The organism is Ruegeria sp., assembly GCF_965221235.1.
GTDB lineage: Bacteria > Pseudomonadota > Alphaproteobacteria > Rhodobacterales > Rhodobacteraceae > Ruegeria.
The window spans coordinates 606,789-622,455 of the sequence record NZ_CBDCRS010000004.1; the positions used below are offsets into that span (position 1 = coordinate 606,789).

At 59.3% G+C, this 15,667-nt stretch carries 14 protein-coding genes; 6 read left to right on the forward strand and 8 right to left on the reverse strand.

Going from position 1 to position 15,667, the window contains the following annotated elements:
- Positions 1-31 precede the first annotated feature (31 nt).
- On the forward strand, positions 32-1,432 hold the full coding sequence (locus ACOQOY_RS06060; RefSeq protein WP_420584569.1) for a helix-turn-helix domain-containing protein: 1,401 nt from the start codon (positions 32-34) through the stop codon (positions 1,430-1,432).
- Between the two features lie 74 nt (positions 1,433-1,506).
- On the opposite strand, the gene ACOQOY_RS06065 is transcribed toward ACOQOY_RS06060, so the two are convergent.
- The 6 genes from ACOQOY_RS06065 to ACOQOY_RS06090 form a co-directional block, all read right to left on the reverse strand.
- Positions 1,507-1,746, reverse strand: a complete 240-nt coding sequence (locus ACOQOY_RS06065; protein ID WP_420584570.1) for a YdcH family protein — start codon at positions 1,744-1,746, stop codon at positions 1,507-1,509.
- A gap of 78 nt (positions 1,747-1,824) precedes the next feature.
- The gene (betA, locus tag ACOQOY_RS06070) at positions 1,825-3,483 is read right to left on the reverse strand and encodes a choline dehydrogenase (RefSeq protein WP_420584571.1); all 1,659 of its coding nucleotides are present in this window, start codon (positions 3,481-3,483) and stop codon (positions 1,825-1,827) included.
- 87 nt (positions 3,484-3,570) lie between these two features.
- Entirely contained in the window at positions 3,571-5,079 is a 1,509-nt protein-coding gene (gene betC / locus ACOQOY_RS06075; RefSeq protein ID WP_420584572.1) for a choline-sulfatase, read from the reverse strand.
- On the reverse strand, positions 5,076-5,648 hold the full coding sequence (betI, locus tag ACOQOY_RS06080) for a choline-responsive transcriptional repressor BetI (protein ID WP_420584573.1): 573 nt from the start codon (positions 5,646-5,648) through the stop codon (positions 5,076-5,078). Before betI ends, betC begins: the two co-directional genes overlap by 4 nt.
- A gap of 92 nt (positions 5,649-5,740) precedes the next feature.
- Complete coding sequence (locus ACOQOY_RS06085) at positions 5,741-6,649, reverse strand: DMT family transporter (RefSeq protein WP_420584574.1); 909 nt, start codon at positions 6,647-6,649, stop codon at positions 5,741-5,743.
- A 40-nt stretch (positions 6,650-6,689) separates the two neighbouring features.
- Complete coding sequence (locus ACOQOY_RS06090) at positions 6,690-7,289, reverse strand: LysE/ArgO family amino acid transporter (protein ID WP_420584575.1); 600 nt, start codon at positions 7,287-7,289, stop codon at positions 6,690-6,692.
- 87 nt (positions 7,290-7,376) lie between these two features.
- On the opposite strand from ACOQOY_RS06090, the gene ACOQOY_RS06095 reads away from it, so the two are divergent.
- Entirely contained in the window at positions 7,377-8,261 is an 885-nt protein-coding gene (locus ACOQOY_RS06095; protein WP_420584576.1) for a LysR family transcriptional regulator ArgP, read from the forward strand.
- 7 nt (positions 8,262-8,268) lie between these two features.
- Here the strand turns inward: ACOQOY_RS06095 and ACOQOY_RS06100 are convergent, their stop codons facing one another.
- Positions 8,269-9,543, reverse strand: coding sequence for a permease (locus ACOQOY_RS06100; protein ID WP_420584577.1), 1,275 nt, complete (start codon positions 9,541-9,543; stop codon positions 8,269-8,271).
- A gap of 141 nt (positions 9,544-9,684) precedes the next feature.
- Complete coding sequence (locus ACOQOY_RS06105; RefSeq protein WP_420584578.1) at positions 9,685-10,425, reverse strand: YebC/PmpR family DNA-binding transcriptional regulator; 741 nt, start codon at positions 10,423-10,425, stop codon at positions 9,685-9,687.
- 110 nt (positions 10,426-10,535) lie between these two features.
- On the opposite strand from ACOQOY_RS06105, the gene ACOQOY_RS06110 reads away from it, so the two are divergent.
- The 4 genes from ACOQOY_RS06110 (at position 10,536) to ACOQOY_RS06125 (ending at position 15,663) form a co-directional block, all read left to right on the forward strand.
- The gene (locus ACOQOY_RS06110; protein WP_420584579.1) at positions 10,536-12,308 is read left to right on the forward strand and encodes an SLC13 family permease; all 1,773 of its coding nucleotides are present in this window, start codon (positions 10,536-10,538) and stop codon (positions 12,306-12,308) included.
- 16 nt (positions 12,309-12,324) lie between these two features.
- Complete coding sequence (locus ACOQOY_RS06115; protein ID WP_420584580.1) at positions 12,325-13,059, forward strand: glutamine amidotransferase; 735 nt, start codon at positions 12,325-12,327, stop codon at positions 13,057-13,059.
- 73 nt (positions 13,060-13,132) lie between these two features.
- Positions 13,133-13,990: a bile acid:sodium symporter family protein gene (locus ACOQOY_RS06120; RefSeq protein WP_420584581.1), complete on the forward strand. Its 858-nt coding sequence runs from the start codon at positions 13,133-13,135 to the stop codon at positions 13,988-13,990.
- 11 nt (positions 13,991-14,001) lie between these two features.
- The gene (locus ACOQOY_RS06125) at positions 14,002-15,663 is read left to right on the forward strand and encodes an FAD-binding dehydrogenase (RefSeq protein ID WP_420584582.1); all 1,662 of its coding nucleotides are present in this window, start codon (positions 14,002-14,004) and stop codon (positions 15,661-15,663) included.
- The last annotated feature ends 4 nt before the right edge of the window (positions 15,664-15,667 follow it).

The window sequence follows — 15,667 nt, forward strand, 5'->3', positions numbered from 1 at the left end:
TGCGGCAATAGGAAAGTTGCAAAGGCACATTATGGCCACCCAGAAACTCTATGCCGGCGCCAAGCTGCGGGAAATGCGTACCCGTCTGACTCTGACCCAAAAGGAATTCGCCACCAAGCTGGGCGTGTCCCTGCCCTATCTGAACCAGATGGAGAACAACAACCGGCCGATCTCGACCACAGTTGTTCTGGCGCTGGCGCAGGAATTCGGCATGGACGTGACCGAGCTCAGCACTGGCGACAGTGAGCGCCTTGTCTCGGACATGCGCGAAGCACTGGCCGATCCCGTCTTTGACGACGCCATTCCTCCGCTGGCCGACCTGCGCCTGACGGCCTCAAACGCACCTGCGCTGGCCCGCGCTTTTATCGCGTTGCACCGAACATATCGCCAGACGCACGAACGGCTGGCTTCATTGGACGAAGCTTTGGGACGCGAAGATGCGCAGATTCAAGCCAGCCCGTGGGAAGAGGTGCGCGATTTCTTCCACTATTGCGACAACTACATTGACGCCGTCGACCGCGCAGCTGAACGGTTTTCGACCCGCGCCGAGGAAACCGATGGCATCCGCAGTGCAGCCATCAACAGCCTTGGCGAACGCGGCATTCGGGTTCAGGTCGTCGACATCCCTGAGACGCGGAAATACGATGCCGACAGCAAAACGCTGCAACTTTCCTCGCGCATTGCGCCGCAAACACAGGTTTTTCAGCTTTTGCTTCAGGTTGCCCTGATCAGTCAGGACAAGCTGCTCGAAGCCACACTGGACTTTGCCAAATTCCAAAGCGAAGAGGCCCGCGCCATTGCCAAAATCGGCCTTGCCAACTATTTCGCTGGTGCTTCGCTGATGCCGTATGAGGCGTTTTTGACGGCCGCACAAACCTATCGCCACGATCTGGAACTGCTCAGCAATCGGTTCGGAGCGTCCATCGAACAGGTGGCGCACAGATTGTCCACCTTGCAACGCCCCGGTGCAAAGGGCATCCCCTTTTTCTTCGTCCGTGTCGATCAGGCCGGAACAATCACCAAACGGCATTCAGCCACCCGCCTGCAATTTGCCCGCTTCGGGGGCGCGTGTCCGCTGTGGAACGTCCACCGCGCTTTTGAGACCCCGGGCCACTTCCTGCGCCAACTGGCCGAGACGCCTGACGGCGTCCGCTATATTTCACTGGCGCGGGATGTGTCTAAATCGGGCGGCTCCTACGGCGCGCCGGTTCGCCGATATGCCATCGCCCTTGGATGCGAAATCCGCCACGCTGAGGCTCTGGTCTATGCCGACAACCTCGATATCAACAACGCCAGCGCTTACGAACCCATCGGCATTTCCTGCCGCATCTGCGAGCGGCAAAACTGCCACCAACGTTCTGTTCCACCACTGGAACGGCGCCTATCTATCGACGCGCATACCCGCGGCACCCTGCCGTATGAAGTCACCTAAACTTCTTATGCTTAAAATACCTCGGGAGCAGTCACGGCGCGCTGCGACGGGGGCAGAGCCCCCGCCCCGTCAGCTTAGGCCTTCGACAAGATCGCCCAGATCTCATCTTTGAGCGCCGCACGTTTCTTACGCAGCTCACCCTCAGCCAGATCTTCCATCGGCTCGATATTGGTCTCGGCCCGATGCACCTCGCGGTTGATTTCGTGATACTCATCCGCCAACCGGGCGAAATGCGCATCGCTCTGCTTGAGCTGGCTCATCAGTTCGACCTTGTCCGGAAACTCTTCGGCCAGTTCATGCGGGGTATGGGACATTCCTGTTCGCTCCTGAAATATGTCGTTGCGAGTCAGGTCTATACGCCTTTGCCACACCCCACTTTGACGCGGATCAAATCACCGCTGCGCAGTTGCCCAGGCCGGATGAATCCACGGACGATCGTTGGCTTTTGGCAAAGCCTCTTTACCCAACAGGTGGTCCGATATTTTCTCACCCACCATGATCGACGGCGCATTGAGATTGCCGTTGGTGATCTGCGGAAAGATCGAACTGTCGGCCACACGTAATCCGTTCACTCCGATCACACGGCCCTCGGGATCGACAACCGCATTTTTGTCGTCCGCACGCCCTATTCGACAGGTTCCGCACGGGTGGTAGGCGCTCTCGGCGTGTTCGGCGATGAAACCATTCAGCTCTTCGTCAGTCTGCACATCCGCACCGGGCTGAATTTCCTTGCCTGCGTAAGGTTTGAACGCGTCCTGCCCGAAAATCTCACGGGTCAGGCGGATGCATTTGCGGAAGTCTTCCCAATCCTGCTCATGGCTCATGTAGTTGAACCGGATCACCGGCGCATCCTCGGGTCGGTCCGAGCGCAATGTGACTGCCCCCCGAGACGGAGACCGCATCGGACCCACATGCGCCTGATACCCGTGCCCCTCAGCCGCAGCCTGACCGTCATAGCGGACCGCAATGGGCAGGAAATGGTACTGGATATCCGGATATTCGACGCCCGGGTTCGAGCGAATGAACGCCGCACTTTCGAACTGGTTCGACGCGCCAAGGCCGGTTTTTGTAAACAGCCACTGCGCCCCGATCAGTCCTTTGCTGACAAGATTCCAGTGCTTGTACAACGTGATAGGTTGCAGTGAGGCCTGCTGAATATACAGCTCAAGATGGTCCTGCAAATTCGCGCCTACACCGGGCCGGTCGGCGATCACGTCAATCCCGTGTTCGGCCAGATGCGAACCCGGACCGATTCCAGATAGCATCAGTAGCTTCGGAGAGTTGATCGAAGACGCCGCCAGAACAACCTCACGCCGGGCGCGGATGATTTCTTTCTTACCCCCGCGCAGCAATTCGACCCCGGTTGCCCGACCATCTTCAACCACAACTCTCGAAGCCAAACCACGCACGATATCGCAGTTTTCGCGCTTGAGAGCGGGCTTCAGATACGCATTCGCCGCTGACCAGCGCCGCCCTTTCCAGACGGTCTGCTCCATTGGGCCGAAGCCTTCCTGCTTTTCACCATTGTAGTCGCCGGTCACTTCGTACCCGGCCTGCGCACCCGCATCTACAAAAGCCTGAAACAGAGGGTTCTCGCGCGGGCCACGCGACACGTGCAAAGGCCCATCCTTGCCTCGCCACTCAGGATCGCCGCCATGGCCGCCATCGTGCCAGGTCTCCATCCGCTTATAGTAGGGCAGCACGTCCGCATAAGACCAACCATCAGCGCCCAAATCGGCCCATGTGTCGAAGTCCCGCGCGTGGCCCCGCACGTAGACCATCCCGTTGATCGAGGACGATCCGCCAATCACCTTCCCTCTGGGACAGGCCAATTGACGGTTGTTCAAATGTGGCTCGGGCTCGGACTTATAGCCCCAGTCATACATCGGCATATTCATCGGATAGCTGAGCGCCGCCGGCATCTGAATGAACGGCCCTGCATCGGTGCCGCCATGTTCGATGACCAGAACCGAGGCCCCGGCCTCGCTCAGGCGATAAGCCATTGCACAACCGGCGGATCCGGCCCCCACAATGACGAAATCTGCTTCCATTTCAGACTCTCCTATTACCCGCCGAGGCCGAGATTATTCGTCGAATAATCTTGGTGCCGTCGACGAGGGTATTTTTGGTTCAAACGGTTATTCGCCGCGTGGAAAGCGTTGACTTTCTTCGACGATATTCAGGTCCATATGGTTGCGCATGTAGCGCTCCGACGCCTTTTGCAGGGGCTGGTAGTCCCACGGATAGTAACCACCCTGCCGCAACGCCTCGTACACCACCCATCGACGGGCCTGGCTGGCACGCACGTCGGCGTCATAGCGCTCCAAATCCCATCGTGCCTCGGATTTTGCGCGTAAGGTCGCAAGCGTTCCGGCATGTGCTGGATCGTCGGCAAGGTTGGTCCGTTCGTGCGGATCAGCCTCAAGATCGAACAGTTGATCGGGGTCCAGTACACAACGGTTGTATTTCCACTTGCCGTAGCGCAGCGAGACCAACGGCGCATAGGACGCCTCGGCCGCGTATTCCATGGCAACCGGTGCGGTGCGCTCCACCCCCTGCGCCAGAGGCACAAGGTCTTCGCCATCGGTCCAGGGCGCGATTTCGGCCATGTCGACACCTGCCAACGCACCCAGCGTTGGGGTCACATCGATGGTCGAAACCGGTGTGTCGATCCGGCCCGCAGGCAAACCCGGGGCAGAAATCATCAGCGGCACACGGGATGAGCCTTCGAAGAAGGTCATCTTGAACCAAAGGCCGCGTTCGCCCAGCATATCGCCGTGGTCCGAGACAAAGAAGATGATCGCCTCTTGCCGGGTGGTTTCCAGCACTTCGAGTATCTCACCAACCTTGTCATCCAGATACGAGATGTTGGCAAAATAGGCGCGGCGTGACTTGCGGATGTCTTCCTCGGTGATGTCGAAACTGCGCCAGTCATTGGCATCAAAGATGCGCTTGGAGTGCGGGTCCTGGTTTTCGTAGCCCAGGTCCGAGACCTCGGGCAGCAGATGCTCGCAATCCTCGTAGAGATCCCAATATTTGCGGCGGGCCACATATGGATCATGCGGATGGGTAAAGCTGACGGTCACGCACCACGGGCGGTCATCCTTACCGCGCGCAAGATCATAGAGTTTGGCCTTGGCGTTGTAGGCAACCTCGTCGTCATACTCCATCTGGTTCGAGATTTCGGCAACGCCCGCTCCGGTAACCGAACCCATATTGTGATACCACCAGTCAATCCGCTCACCCGGTTTGCGGTAGTCGGGCGTCCAGCCGAAATCGGCAGGGTAGATGTCTGTGGTCAGACGATCCTCGAACCCGTGCAACTGGTCGGGGCCAACGAAATGCATCTTGCCGGACAGGCACGTGTAATAGCCCGCGCGGCGCAGATGGTGCGCGTAGGTAGGGATATCGCTGCGGAACTCGGCGGCGTTATCATACACGCCTGTACGTGACGGCAATTGCCCCGACATAAAGCTCGCCCGCCCCGGCGCGCAAAGGGGTGAGGCCGTATATGCGTTGGTAAAGCGCGTTGACCGTTCGGCCAGCTTCTTCAGGTTCGGTGCATGCAGCCAATCCGCAGGCCCGTCGGGAAAGAGCGTTCCGTTCAGCTGATCCACCATCAGGATCAGAATATTTGGTTTGGTCATTTATCAGCCTCAAGCAGAGTGTTCAAAACCCGCAGCGCGTGATTGACCGCAAGATGTGGCTCTTCCGGTGCGTTCAGCGCTGAATGGATGTAAAGCCCGTCGATCAGGGCGATCATGCTTTCTGCCGCTCCAACCGGGTCATTCGTCAGCGGACGCAATGCGCTGATCAGGTTAGAGCGGATACGCGCCTGATAGATTTGCCAAAGACGCAGGGCATCGTCGTTAGTTTGGGCCAGCACGTAAAAGGTCATCCACGCGGCGATGACGTCAGGCGTAAAGCACGAGGGTGCAAAGCAGGCGCGGATGATCGCCTGCGCGCGTTCACCCGGGGCGGCGGCTTTCAGCTCCTGCCGGGCTTCATCACCGAAATCGGACAGGATACGTCGCATCGCGGCCAGAAAGATCTGATCCTTGCCGCCAAAATAGTGATGCGCCAGCGCACTGGACATTCCGGCCCGTTTGGCGATCTGGCTGACCGTCACATCAAGGGATTTCTTCGACCCAAGCTCGGCAATCGTCGCCCGTACGATGGCGTCGCGGCGGATTGGCTCCATTCCGAGTTTCGGCATAGCTGTCCCCTCGCGGTTTCCATAAGTGGGAAGACGCTAAGGGGTTTTTATTGACTCGTCAATCAATAACAAGCCGTCTGCGCTGATAGCTGCTAAAGTTTGGGCGCGATGCTGGGCGTGGTCAGGCTGCTGCGGTTCAGCACCGCCTCGCGCCAGGCGATGAAACTGACGGCGGTCAGGATCAGCGTACCCCCGGCCACGACCCAGACATCGACGCTTTCATGAAAGACCAGCGCACCCAGCAATGTGGCCCAGATCAATTGCAGAAATGTCACCGGTTGCGTGACTGCCACGGGCGCCGCCTTGAGGGCCAGCGTCATCAAGTAGTGGCCCAAAGTGGCAAAGCTGGCGATCAGGAACAGAATGCCTAAATCGCGCAGGCTAGGCCATGTCCAGACGGCGACGGCAAACGGGATCAGCGCCACGGTGACCCAGATTGACATATGCGCCACAACAACCGACGGCGGCAGGTCCCGCACCAAAAGTTTGGCGATCAGATAAGACGCACCCAACGCCAGAGCGGTAAAGAGCATAGTGATATGTCCCGCCGAAACATCACGGAACCCCGGGCGCAAAATGATCAGAACACCGATCACCGCAAGACCAATCGCGGCAATGCGGCGAAAGGCTAGTTTCTCACCCAGAAACAGCGCCGCGCCGAGGGTGACATAGACCGGGGTCATGTAATTCATCGCCGTGACCTCGGCCAACGGGATCTGCGTCATTGAGAAGAACCACAACATCACCGCCACGGCGTGAACGATACCGCGCACACCAAGCAGCGTCAGATGCTTGCGCGTGAGATGCGTTGCCAGAACCAGCCGCAGCGCGGGCAGCAGAAAAACAAGGCCGAAGAAAAACCGCAGAAAGGCTGCCTGAATCGGGTCCATGGTTGGACCCAGGGATTTGACGAGGGCCGTCATCACCACAAAGGAAAGCCCGGCTGAAAACATCCAGAACATGCCCACAATCGGGCGGGATGAGGCGGCGGGTAGTGTCATGGCGAAATCTCAACACCGAATTTCGCGCGGGCACAACCCTTCACATGACAACTAATTTCAGCGCGATCCCCAGCATGACGACTCCGATCACGACATCCAGAACCTGCCAGGCACGCGGGCGGGCAAAAACGGGGGACAAGACCCCTGCCCCATATCCCAGCGAGAAGAAGAACACAAAGCTGGACAGCATCGCGCCCATGGCAAATGCCAGGCGGTCGTCATACTGCGCCGAGATCGACCCGATCAGCACAACCGTATCCAGATAGACATGCGGGTTCAGCCAGGTGAAGGCTAGCACCGTCAGCAAGACCGATTTTAAGCTGGCACGTTGACCTGCGCCCACATCCATCGCTGCCCCTCCACGCCAGGCAGAGTTCAGGCTGCGCAGCCCATACCATGTCAGGAACAGTGCCCCTCCGTACCGCATGACCGTCTCGAACCACGGCGCGGCCTTGGCCAAAGCCCCGAAACCAGCGACGCCCGCCCCGATCAGAAGGGCGTCGGATACGGCGCAGGTCAGGCACAGTGGGAACACATGCTCGCGCCGCAGCCCTTGACGCAAAACAAAGGCATTCTGTGCTCCGATGGCGAGGATCAGGCTAAAGCCCAGCGCAAAACCGGCGAACAAGGATGGGGACATGGTAGCTCCTGCGAATTATGAGCATTGACTACTGGCATCCTTGCAACCTATCAAATTAAAGATGTTGGCCTCAGTTAAGTACTGCTAATGTTGCTGGACCCCAATCATCTTTCGGCGCTGTCCGCGATCATCCGCCATGGCAGCTTTGACGCCGCCGCCGCTGAACTGGCGGTCACTCCGTCGGCGATATCTCAGCGGATCAAGGCGCTTGAGGACAGGGTCGGCGCGGCCCTGATCAATCGCGGGACCCCCTGCACCGGAACTCCGGCCGGGTTGCGTATCGCCCAGCATGCCGAGGATATCGGGTTGCTTGAGGCGAGGCTGGCCCGCGAATTAACACTGGATCAGGCAAGCGGACCGGCCCGCGTGCGCGTGGCGGTTCCGGCTGACGTGCTGGCAACGTGGTTCATAGGCGCGATGGCGCAGGTGGACGGCTTGCTGTTCGATCTGGTTGTCGACGATCAGGACCATTCGGCAGAATGGCTGCGCCGCGGAGAAGTCAGCGCCGCGATCACGGTTGGAGGACAACTGGTCTCAGGCTGCGACGCCACCCCCCTTGGTGCTATGCGCTATGTCGCCACTGCCAGCCCGGCCTTCATGCACAACTGGTTTGCCGAGGGCGTCAACGAACACACCTTGGCCGTTGCCCCATGCCTGACCTTCAATCGCAAGGACGGGTTGCAAAAATCGTGGATCACCCAGCGAACAGGCCGCCGGATCACGCCGCCATCGCATTTCCTGCCGTCGTCGCAAGGCTTTGTCGAGGCCGCCATCGCGGGGATGGGCTGGGGGATGAACCCAAAGGGGCTGGCACAACACGCGCTCAGTGACGGTCGGTTGTGTACCTTGCTGCCGGATGCGCCGCTTGACGTTCCGCTGACTTGGCAGGTGGGCCGTGTACTGGCCCCGGTGCTAAGGCCGCTGACCAATGCCGTCAGACAGGCGGCGGCAAAAGCGCTTTTGCCGCTATAGCACGGCTTCAGGACGCAACGGCTTTTTGCGCGACCGGAACAACGGTGCGGAAACAAATGGCCGCCGCAAACAGGCTGACAAGAACGATAAACACAATCGCCCACGCGACCTCATGCAGATGCGCGACGCCGGCCAGCGCAACCGACAGGATCACCGCCGTGATCCGACAGATGCTTTTGATCGCGGCCGAGCCTTTGACGCGCTGATCCTTTGGGGCCACGTCCAAAAAATACAGCTGCCGCGCGCCATTGATCCCGGTTACGGCCACGGTCGCAATAAACAGGGCAACGGCGTGCAGATGCACGTCATGATCGACCCCCATGAAATGCAGTGTCGCGAGGACGGCCCCCGTACCGGCAACCATGAGGTTTCCCATCACCAGAACCGCGCGATGCGACTTCATGTTCACCAACTGCCACAAAGGGGCCGAGACCAAATACCCCGATGCAGACGAGACAATCATCGCCGTCAAACCCTTGGCCGAGTCATGATGCGCCTCGGCAGCGATCAGGGCAAAGAACGGCACTGACAGGGCAACCACGACCAGTGGCAACCGCATGACCATGTAGCGGCGGAACCAGACCTGATCGAACATGGCGATGATATCAGTGAAATTCTCGGAAAACTTCCGTTTGTGTTTCTGTTGCGGCGCGCCGTCTGCCTTGGTCCCCCGCGCAATCTCGGACAGTGCCAGAATGGACAGGCCCGACAGAACAAAGAAAGTGACAGACACCACAATTACGGCGGAATGACGGGAAAAGGGCGGGTTCTCTTTGGTGATCTCATGCACCAGCAGAGCCAGACCTATGGCCCCCAGCCCACCACCACCAAGTTGAATGTAGTGCATTATCATCCGGGATTTGGACTGCACGTGATCGCCCAACAGGTCGGTATACATCAGCGATTGTATCTCTTCGATCAGACCAATCGCGAAGAATGCCAAAACAAAGGCCAACGCGATCAACGGTACTACTCCGGTCGAAGCCACAACCAGCGCGATAAGAAGGCAAGCGCCAACCCCGACCTCAGTCATGGCGATCCCGCGTTTTTTCCGCGCACGGGCCGAAATCGGCTGCGCCAGAAAGATGTCCGAGATCAGGCTGCCGCTCATGCGGATCGACACCAAGGCACCGGCAATGAACATCGGCAGTTCCAGCGAGACCGCGAGAAATGGCAGCACGATGGACGGGCTGCCCAGCGTCCACGCGACCTGCGAAAGGATACTTTGGCCGGTCAGAACCGGAAGGTTTCTTTTGGGTGCGCGTGTTGAGCTGTCTGCCATATGCTCCGGAGGTCTGGCCCGATAAATGAACGTTTTTCTGCCCCAAGCCTATCGGCTTCTGTTCAACCGGCCAAGAACCCTGCGCCTCAAAAGAAAAACCCGACCTGAGGCCGGGTTCTTGCATTTCATATGTGGCACAGATCAGAGCTGTGCCATTACCTCGTCCGTTGCCTCAAAATTGGTCGTGACGCGCTGAACGTCGTCGTCGTCCTCCAGCGCATCAACCAGCTTCATCAGCTTTTGCATGTCTTCCAGACCCAGCTCGGTCGTGGTTGTGGGCTTCCACACCAGCTTGGTGGATTCGGATTCGCCCAGCGCGCTTTCCAGCACCGATGAGACATCGTTCAGATCGGTGTCTGCACACCAGATGATGTGACCATCTTCCGAGCTTTCAACATCCTCGGCTCCTGCTTCGATGGCCGCCTCGAAAATGGTATCTGCATCACCCGCAGTTGCCGGATAAACAACCTCGCCCTTGCGGTCGAACATGAAACCGACTGAACCGGTTTCACCCAGATTGCCGCCATTCTTCGAGAAGGTCGAACGCACGGTCGACGCTGTCCGGTTGCGGTTGTCGGTCATGGTCTCGACAATCACAGCGACACCGTTGGGGCCGTATCCCTCATACCGGATTTCTTCGTAGTCGTCGCCTTCACCTGCGACCGATTTCTTGATCGCGCGGTCGATCACGTCCTTGGGGACCGAGTTCGACTTGGCCTCTTTCACCGCAAGACGCAGGCGCGGGTTCTTGTCGGGATCGGGGTCGCCCATCTTGGCAGCCACAGTGATCTCTTTCGACAGTTTGGAAAACAGCTTGGACCGCGCGGCGTCCTGACGTCCCTTGCGGTGCTGGATATTGGCCCATTTGGAGTGGCCTGCCATGGTGCGTCCTCGTCATCATGTTAGCGTATTCGGCGCTCATATAGACGTTTGCGGGGGGCAGGATCAAGAGACCGGCTTGCGAGATGTCCCCTTGCAGGTATGGTGACGGCATGACGACAGACCAAATCATTCTTTTTTCACTTTTCATCGCCGTATTTGGAATGCTCCTGTGGGGCCGGTTCCGGTATGACCTGGTGGCCTTCACCGCCCTGATGGTGGGCGTCGTGCTGGGTGTGGTGCCCGTTGATGACGCCTTTGCCGGGTTTGGGCATCCCGCGACCATAATCGTTGCGCTGGTGCTGGTTGTGTCTGCCGGACTGGTCCGATCAGGGGCCGTGTTCCTGATCACGCGCACTCTGGTGGATGCCTCACGCGGGTTGGGCGCGCACATCGCGCTGATGGGCGGGATCGGAGCGGTTCTGTCTGCCTTCATGAACAATGTGGCGGCGCTGGCGTTGCTGATGCCGGTCGATATCCAGACCGCGCGCAAGGCGGGGCGGGCTGTTGGCCTGACGCTGATGCCGTTGAGCTTTGCGACGATTTTAGGCGGCATGGCGACGCTGATCGGGACGCCTCCAAACATCATCATCGCCTCGATCCGGCAGGAAACCTTGGGCGAGCCTTTCCGTATGTTCGACTTCGCCCCTGTAGGCGGGATCGCCGCCATCGCCGGGCTTGCCTTTGTTTCTCTGATCGGCTGGCGGCTGATCCCCAATCGCGGCCCGCAAGAAGAGACCTCCGAGTCTCTGGCCGAGTACATCGCCGAACTGACCCTGCCGCCCGAGTCGCCTCATATCGGCAAGCGTGTGAGTGAACTCTATGAGGATGCCGAGAAATCTGACGTGGCTATCATCGGCCTGATCCGAGACGGCAAACGGCGTTACGGTCGTTCCGCGCATGCAACCCTGAAAGAGGGCGACGCGCTGGTGCTGGAAGCCCGCCCCGAGGCGCTGGACGAATTCCGCGCCGCGCTCAAGTTAGATTTCTCAGACACGCGGCGTCAGGAATTGTTGACGGCCGAAGGCGACGGTCTGGAGGTCATTGAGGTCGTTGCCACCGAAAACGCCCGGATCACCGGGCGCACCGCACAGGGTTTGGGCCTTGCATGGCGGCAGAGTACCGTTCTGATGGGCATCTCGCGACAAGGCCGCAGCATCACCGAACAGGTTCGCAAGACCGAGGTCGAACCCGGCGACATCCTGCTGCTGCTCTGCCCGCGCGACCGCAGCGCGGATGTTACCGAATGGCTGGGCTGTCTTCCGCTTGCACAGCGTGGGCTGAATGTCACCGCTAATGAAAAAGCGTGGCTGGCCATCGGGTTGTTTGCCGCCGCGGTACTGGCGGCGAGTATTGGCCTGATCTATCTGCCCATCGCGTTGGGATTTGTGGTGGTGGCTTACGTTCTGACCAAGATCATGCCGATCAGCGATATCTACAATCACATCGAATGGCCGGTCGTCGTTCTGTTGGGCTCAATGATTCCGCTGGGCAGCGCGTTAGAGACATCGGGCGGCACCGAATTGATCGCAAACGCGTTAATCCAACTGACTGATGGGTTGCCTGCTTGGGCCATACTGACCGTGCTGATGGTCGTCACCATGACCCTGTCGGACGTTCTGAACAACACGGCCACCGCCATCGTCGCGGCACCCGTCGGCATCCAAATGGCGCGCACGCTCGAGGTCTCGCCAGATCCGTTCCTGATGACAGTCGCCGTGGCCGCCTCGGCAGCCTTCCTCACGCCAATCGGGCATAAAAACAACACGCTTGTGCTGGGCCCCGGAGGCTACAGGTTCGGGGACTACTGGCGCATGGGATTGCCGCTTGAGATCCTGATCATCGCGGTCTCGATCCCTGCCATCCTTGTCTTCTGGCCGCTTTGACGGGTAAAGCGCGCCTATGAAACGCTTTCTGATCCTTCAACTGCGCCCCGAGACGGATGCCTCGGATGCTGAATATGCCTCGATTCTGGATAAAACCGGCCTGACGCCCGAGCAGACCCATCGCATCCGGTTGGACTGCGAAGACCTGCCCGAAGGGTTGGACGTGACCAATTACGCAGGCGTCATCGTCGGCGGCGGCCCCGGTTGCGTCAGCGACGACCCGGCCACGAAATCGGCGCTGGACGCGAAGATCGAAGATGCGGTCATGGGGCTGATGCCACAAATCACCTCACAGGATCATCCCTTTATGGGCTGCTGTTACGGCCTCGGTGTTCTGGCCGCGCATCTTGGCGGCGATGTCAGCAAAGCGCGGTTCGGAGAACCCGTCGGCCCCTCGACCTGCCACCTAACTGATGACGGCGCGCAGGACCCACTGACCGCTGGGCTGATCCCAACATTCGACGCGCTTGTCGGGCACAAAGAAGCCGTGCAGGCCCTGCCCGAGGGATGCGTGCATCTCGTCGCCTCGGCCCCTTGCCCGTTTCAGATGATCCGCTGGGGTCAGAACGTTTACGCCACGCAGTTCCACCCCGAGGCGGACGCGAAAGACTTCGAACAGCGGATCAACATCTACAAGCACCACGGCTATTTCCCGCCTGAGGACGCCCAGCGTCTGATCGACATCTGCAATGACGCAGACGTCACTCAACCCGGCGAAATCCTGCGCCGCTTTGTAGAACGCTACAAATGACCTAACGGCGCGGTTGCCTGAGGCTTTCATGCTCGCATAGGCTGATCCGAAACGACTTTGGGAGGAGTTGTTCTTGGATCTGCTTATCAATGTCGGCCTGCCGATCTCGCTGGCCATTATCATGCTGTCCCTTGGCATCGGGCTCGAGATCGCGGATTTCCGGCGTGTGCTGAGCCGAAAATACCCCTTTGCAATCGGAGCGGTATGTCAGGTGGTGCTTCTACCCATGGCTGCTTTTGCGACCGTATCGCTGTTCGGCCTGCCCCCCGAGATTGCGGTTGGTTTCATGCTGCTCAGCTTTTGCCCGGGCGGCGTTACCAGCAACATTCTGACTAAACTGGCCAAAGGTGACGTGGCCCTTTCGGTCAGCCTCACAGCAGTGATCAGCATCCTGTCGATCCTCACGGTGCCTTTTCTGGCCGCTTGGTCCATCACATATTTCATGGGCGAAAACGCGCCCGAGGTGTCGATCAGCGGATTGGCTATTGCCATGTTTCTGATCACGACGTTGCCGGTGGCTATCGGAGTCAGCATTCGCAAGTTTGCTACCGGGTTTGCAAACCGCATCGAGAATGGGCTGTCGAAACTGGCAACCGCTCTGTTCGTTCTGATCGTCGTGGCAGCTCTGGCGGGCAACTGGCAGATTTTTGTCGAAAATCTGGGCATCATGGGCGCGGGCCTGATCTCGCTCAACATCGCGCTTTTGCTGATCGGCCTCGGGATCGCGCGTGTCGCAAACCTGACATGGGCCGAGTGCAAAAGTATCTCAATTGACACCGGCATCCAGAACTCGACACTGGGGATCACGCTGGCGGCACTGATCACCGGAACCGACAGCGGCTTTAGCCCTCTGGCCCTGCCCTCGGCGGTTTACGGGATCACGATGTACGCCGTCGTGCTGCCGTTCCTCGTTTGGTTTCGCAGAGGCTGAAAGGACAGGTCATGACCAAAAACACAGCAGATGCGATTGTCGTTGGTGGAGGGCTGGCCGGACTGGCAGCAGCAGCCGAACTGGGCGACCGCGGCAAAAAGGTCATCGTTTTGGACCAGGAGCCCGAGCATTTTCTGGGCGGGCAAGCGTTCTGGAGCCTTGGCGGTCTGTTCATGGTCGATACGCCGGAACAGCGCCGGATGGGCATCAAGGACAGCCACGAGCTGGCCTTGCGCGACTGGATGGGCAGTGCGCAATTCGACCGGGAAGAAGACGCATGGCCCCGCAAATGGGCCGAAGCCTATGTCGAATTCGCCGCCGGAGAGATGCGCCCGTGGTTGCATGAGATGGGTCTGCGCTGGTTCCCCATCGTCGGCTGGGCTGAACGTGGTGGGTCATACGCGGACGGTCACGGCAACTCGGTTCCCCGGTTTCACATCACATGGGGTACCGGGCCGGGCGTGCTGAAGAACTTTGTCCGCCGGGTGCGCGAACACGTCAGCGCCGGGCTGATCGAGTTGAAGTTCCGCCACCAAGTCAGCCATATCATCATGCAGAACGGTCAGGCCAAAGGGGTCTCGGGCGAGGTTTTGGCCGATGACACCGCCCCTCACGGTGCCAAGACCAACCGTGACGAGGTCGGTGAGTTCGAGGTCTATGCGCCCTCGGTCATCGTCACCTCAGGCGGAATTGGCGGCAATTTCGAAATGGTGCGCAAGAATTGGCCGCGTGACCGTTTGGGTGAGCCGCCAAAGGACATGGTCGCGGGTGTCCCCTTCCATGTCGATGGCCGTATGATCGCCATCAGCGAAAAAGCCGGTGGGCATGTGATCAACGGTGACCGTATGTGGCATTACACCGAAGGCGTACGTAACTGGAGCCCGATCTGGCCATCGCATGGTATTCGTATCCTGCCCGGCCCCAGCTCGATGTGGTTCGATGCAAATGGCAACCGAATGAAACCGCCCTGCCTGCCGGGTTTCGACACGCTGGGCACGTTGAAGGAAATCCTGAAAACCGGGCATGAATACAGTTGGTTCGTGCTGACCCAGAAGGTGATCAAGAAGGAATTTGCCCTGTCGGGATCGGAACAGAACCCTGACATGACAGATGGCGGCTGGCGCGAGGTACTGTTCCAGCGCGTTCTGACCGGATCAAAGGCCACCGCGCCTGTCGAGGCGTTTAAAGAACATGGCGAGGATTTCATCGTCGCCAATACGCTGACCGAACTGGTCAGCGGTATGAACCAGCTGGGCGGAGGTCTGATCGACGAAGCGTACCTGCGCGCGCAGATCGAGGCACGGGATAGTCAAGTCGACAATCCCTTTACGAAAGACGCCCAGATGGCAGCGATTCTGGCCGCGCGCAACTATCGCGGAGACAAGCTGATCCGCACCGCCAAGCCGCATAAGTTCCTCGACCCAGCCAACGGGCCGCTGATCGCGGTGAAGCTGCACGTACTGACGCGCAAAACGCTGGGCGGGCTGCAAACCAACCTCGACAGCCAGATGATCGGCGCGGATGGTCAGGTCGTCCCCGGCCTGTTTGCCGCCGGAGAAGTCGCAGGCTTTGGCGGCGGCGGCTATCACGGATACAACGCGCTGGAGGGTTCGTTCCTTGGCGGCTGCATCTTCTCGGGCCGCAATGCGGGCCGGTCCCGCGCTGTCGCGTGACCGA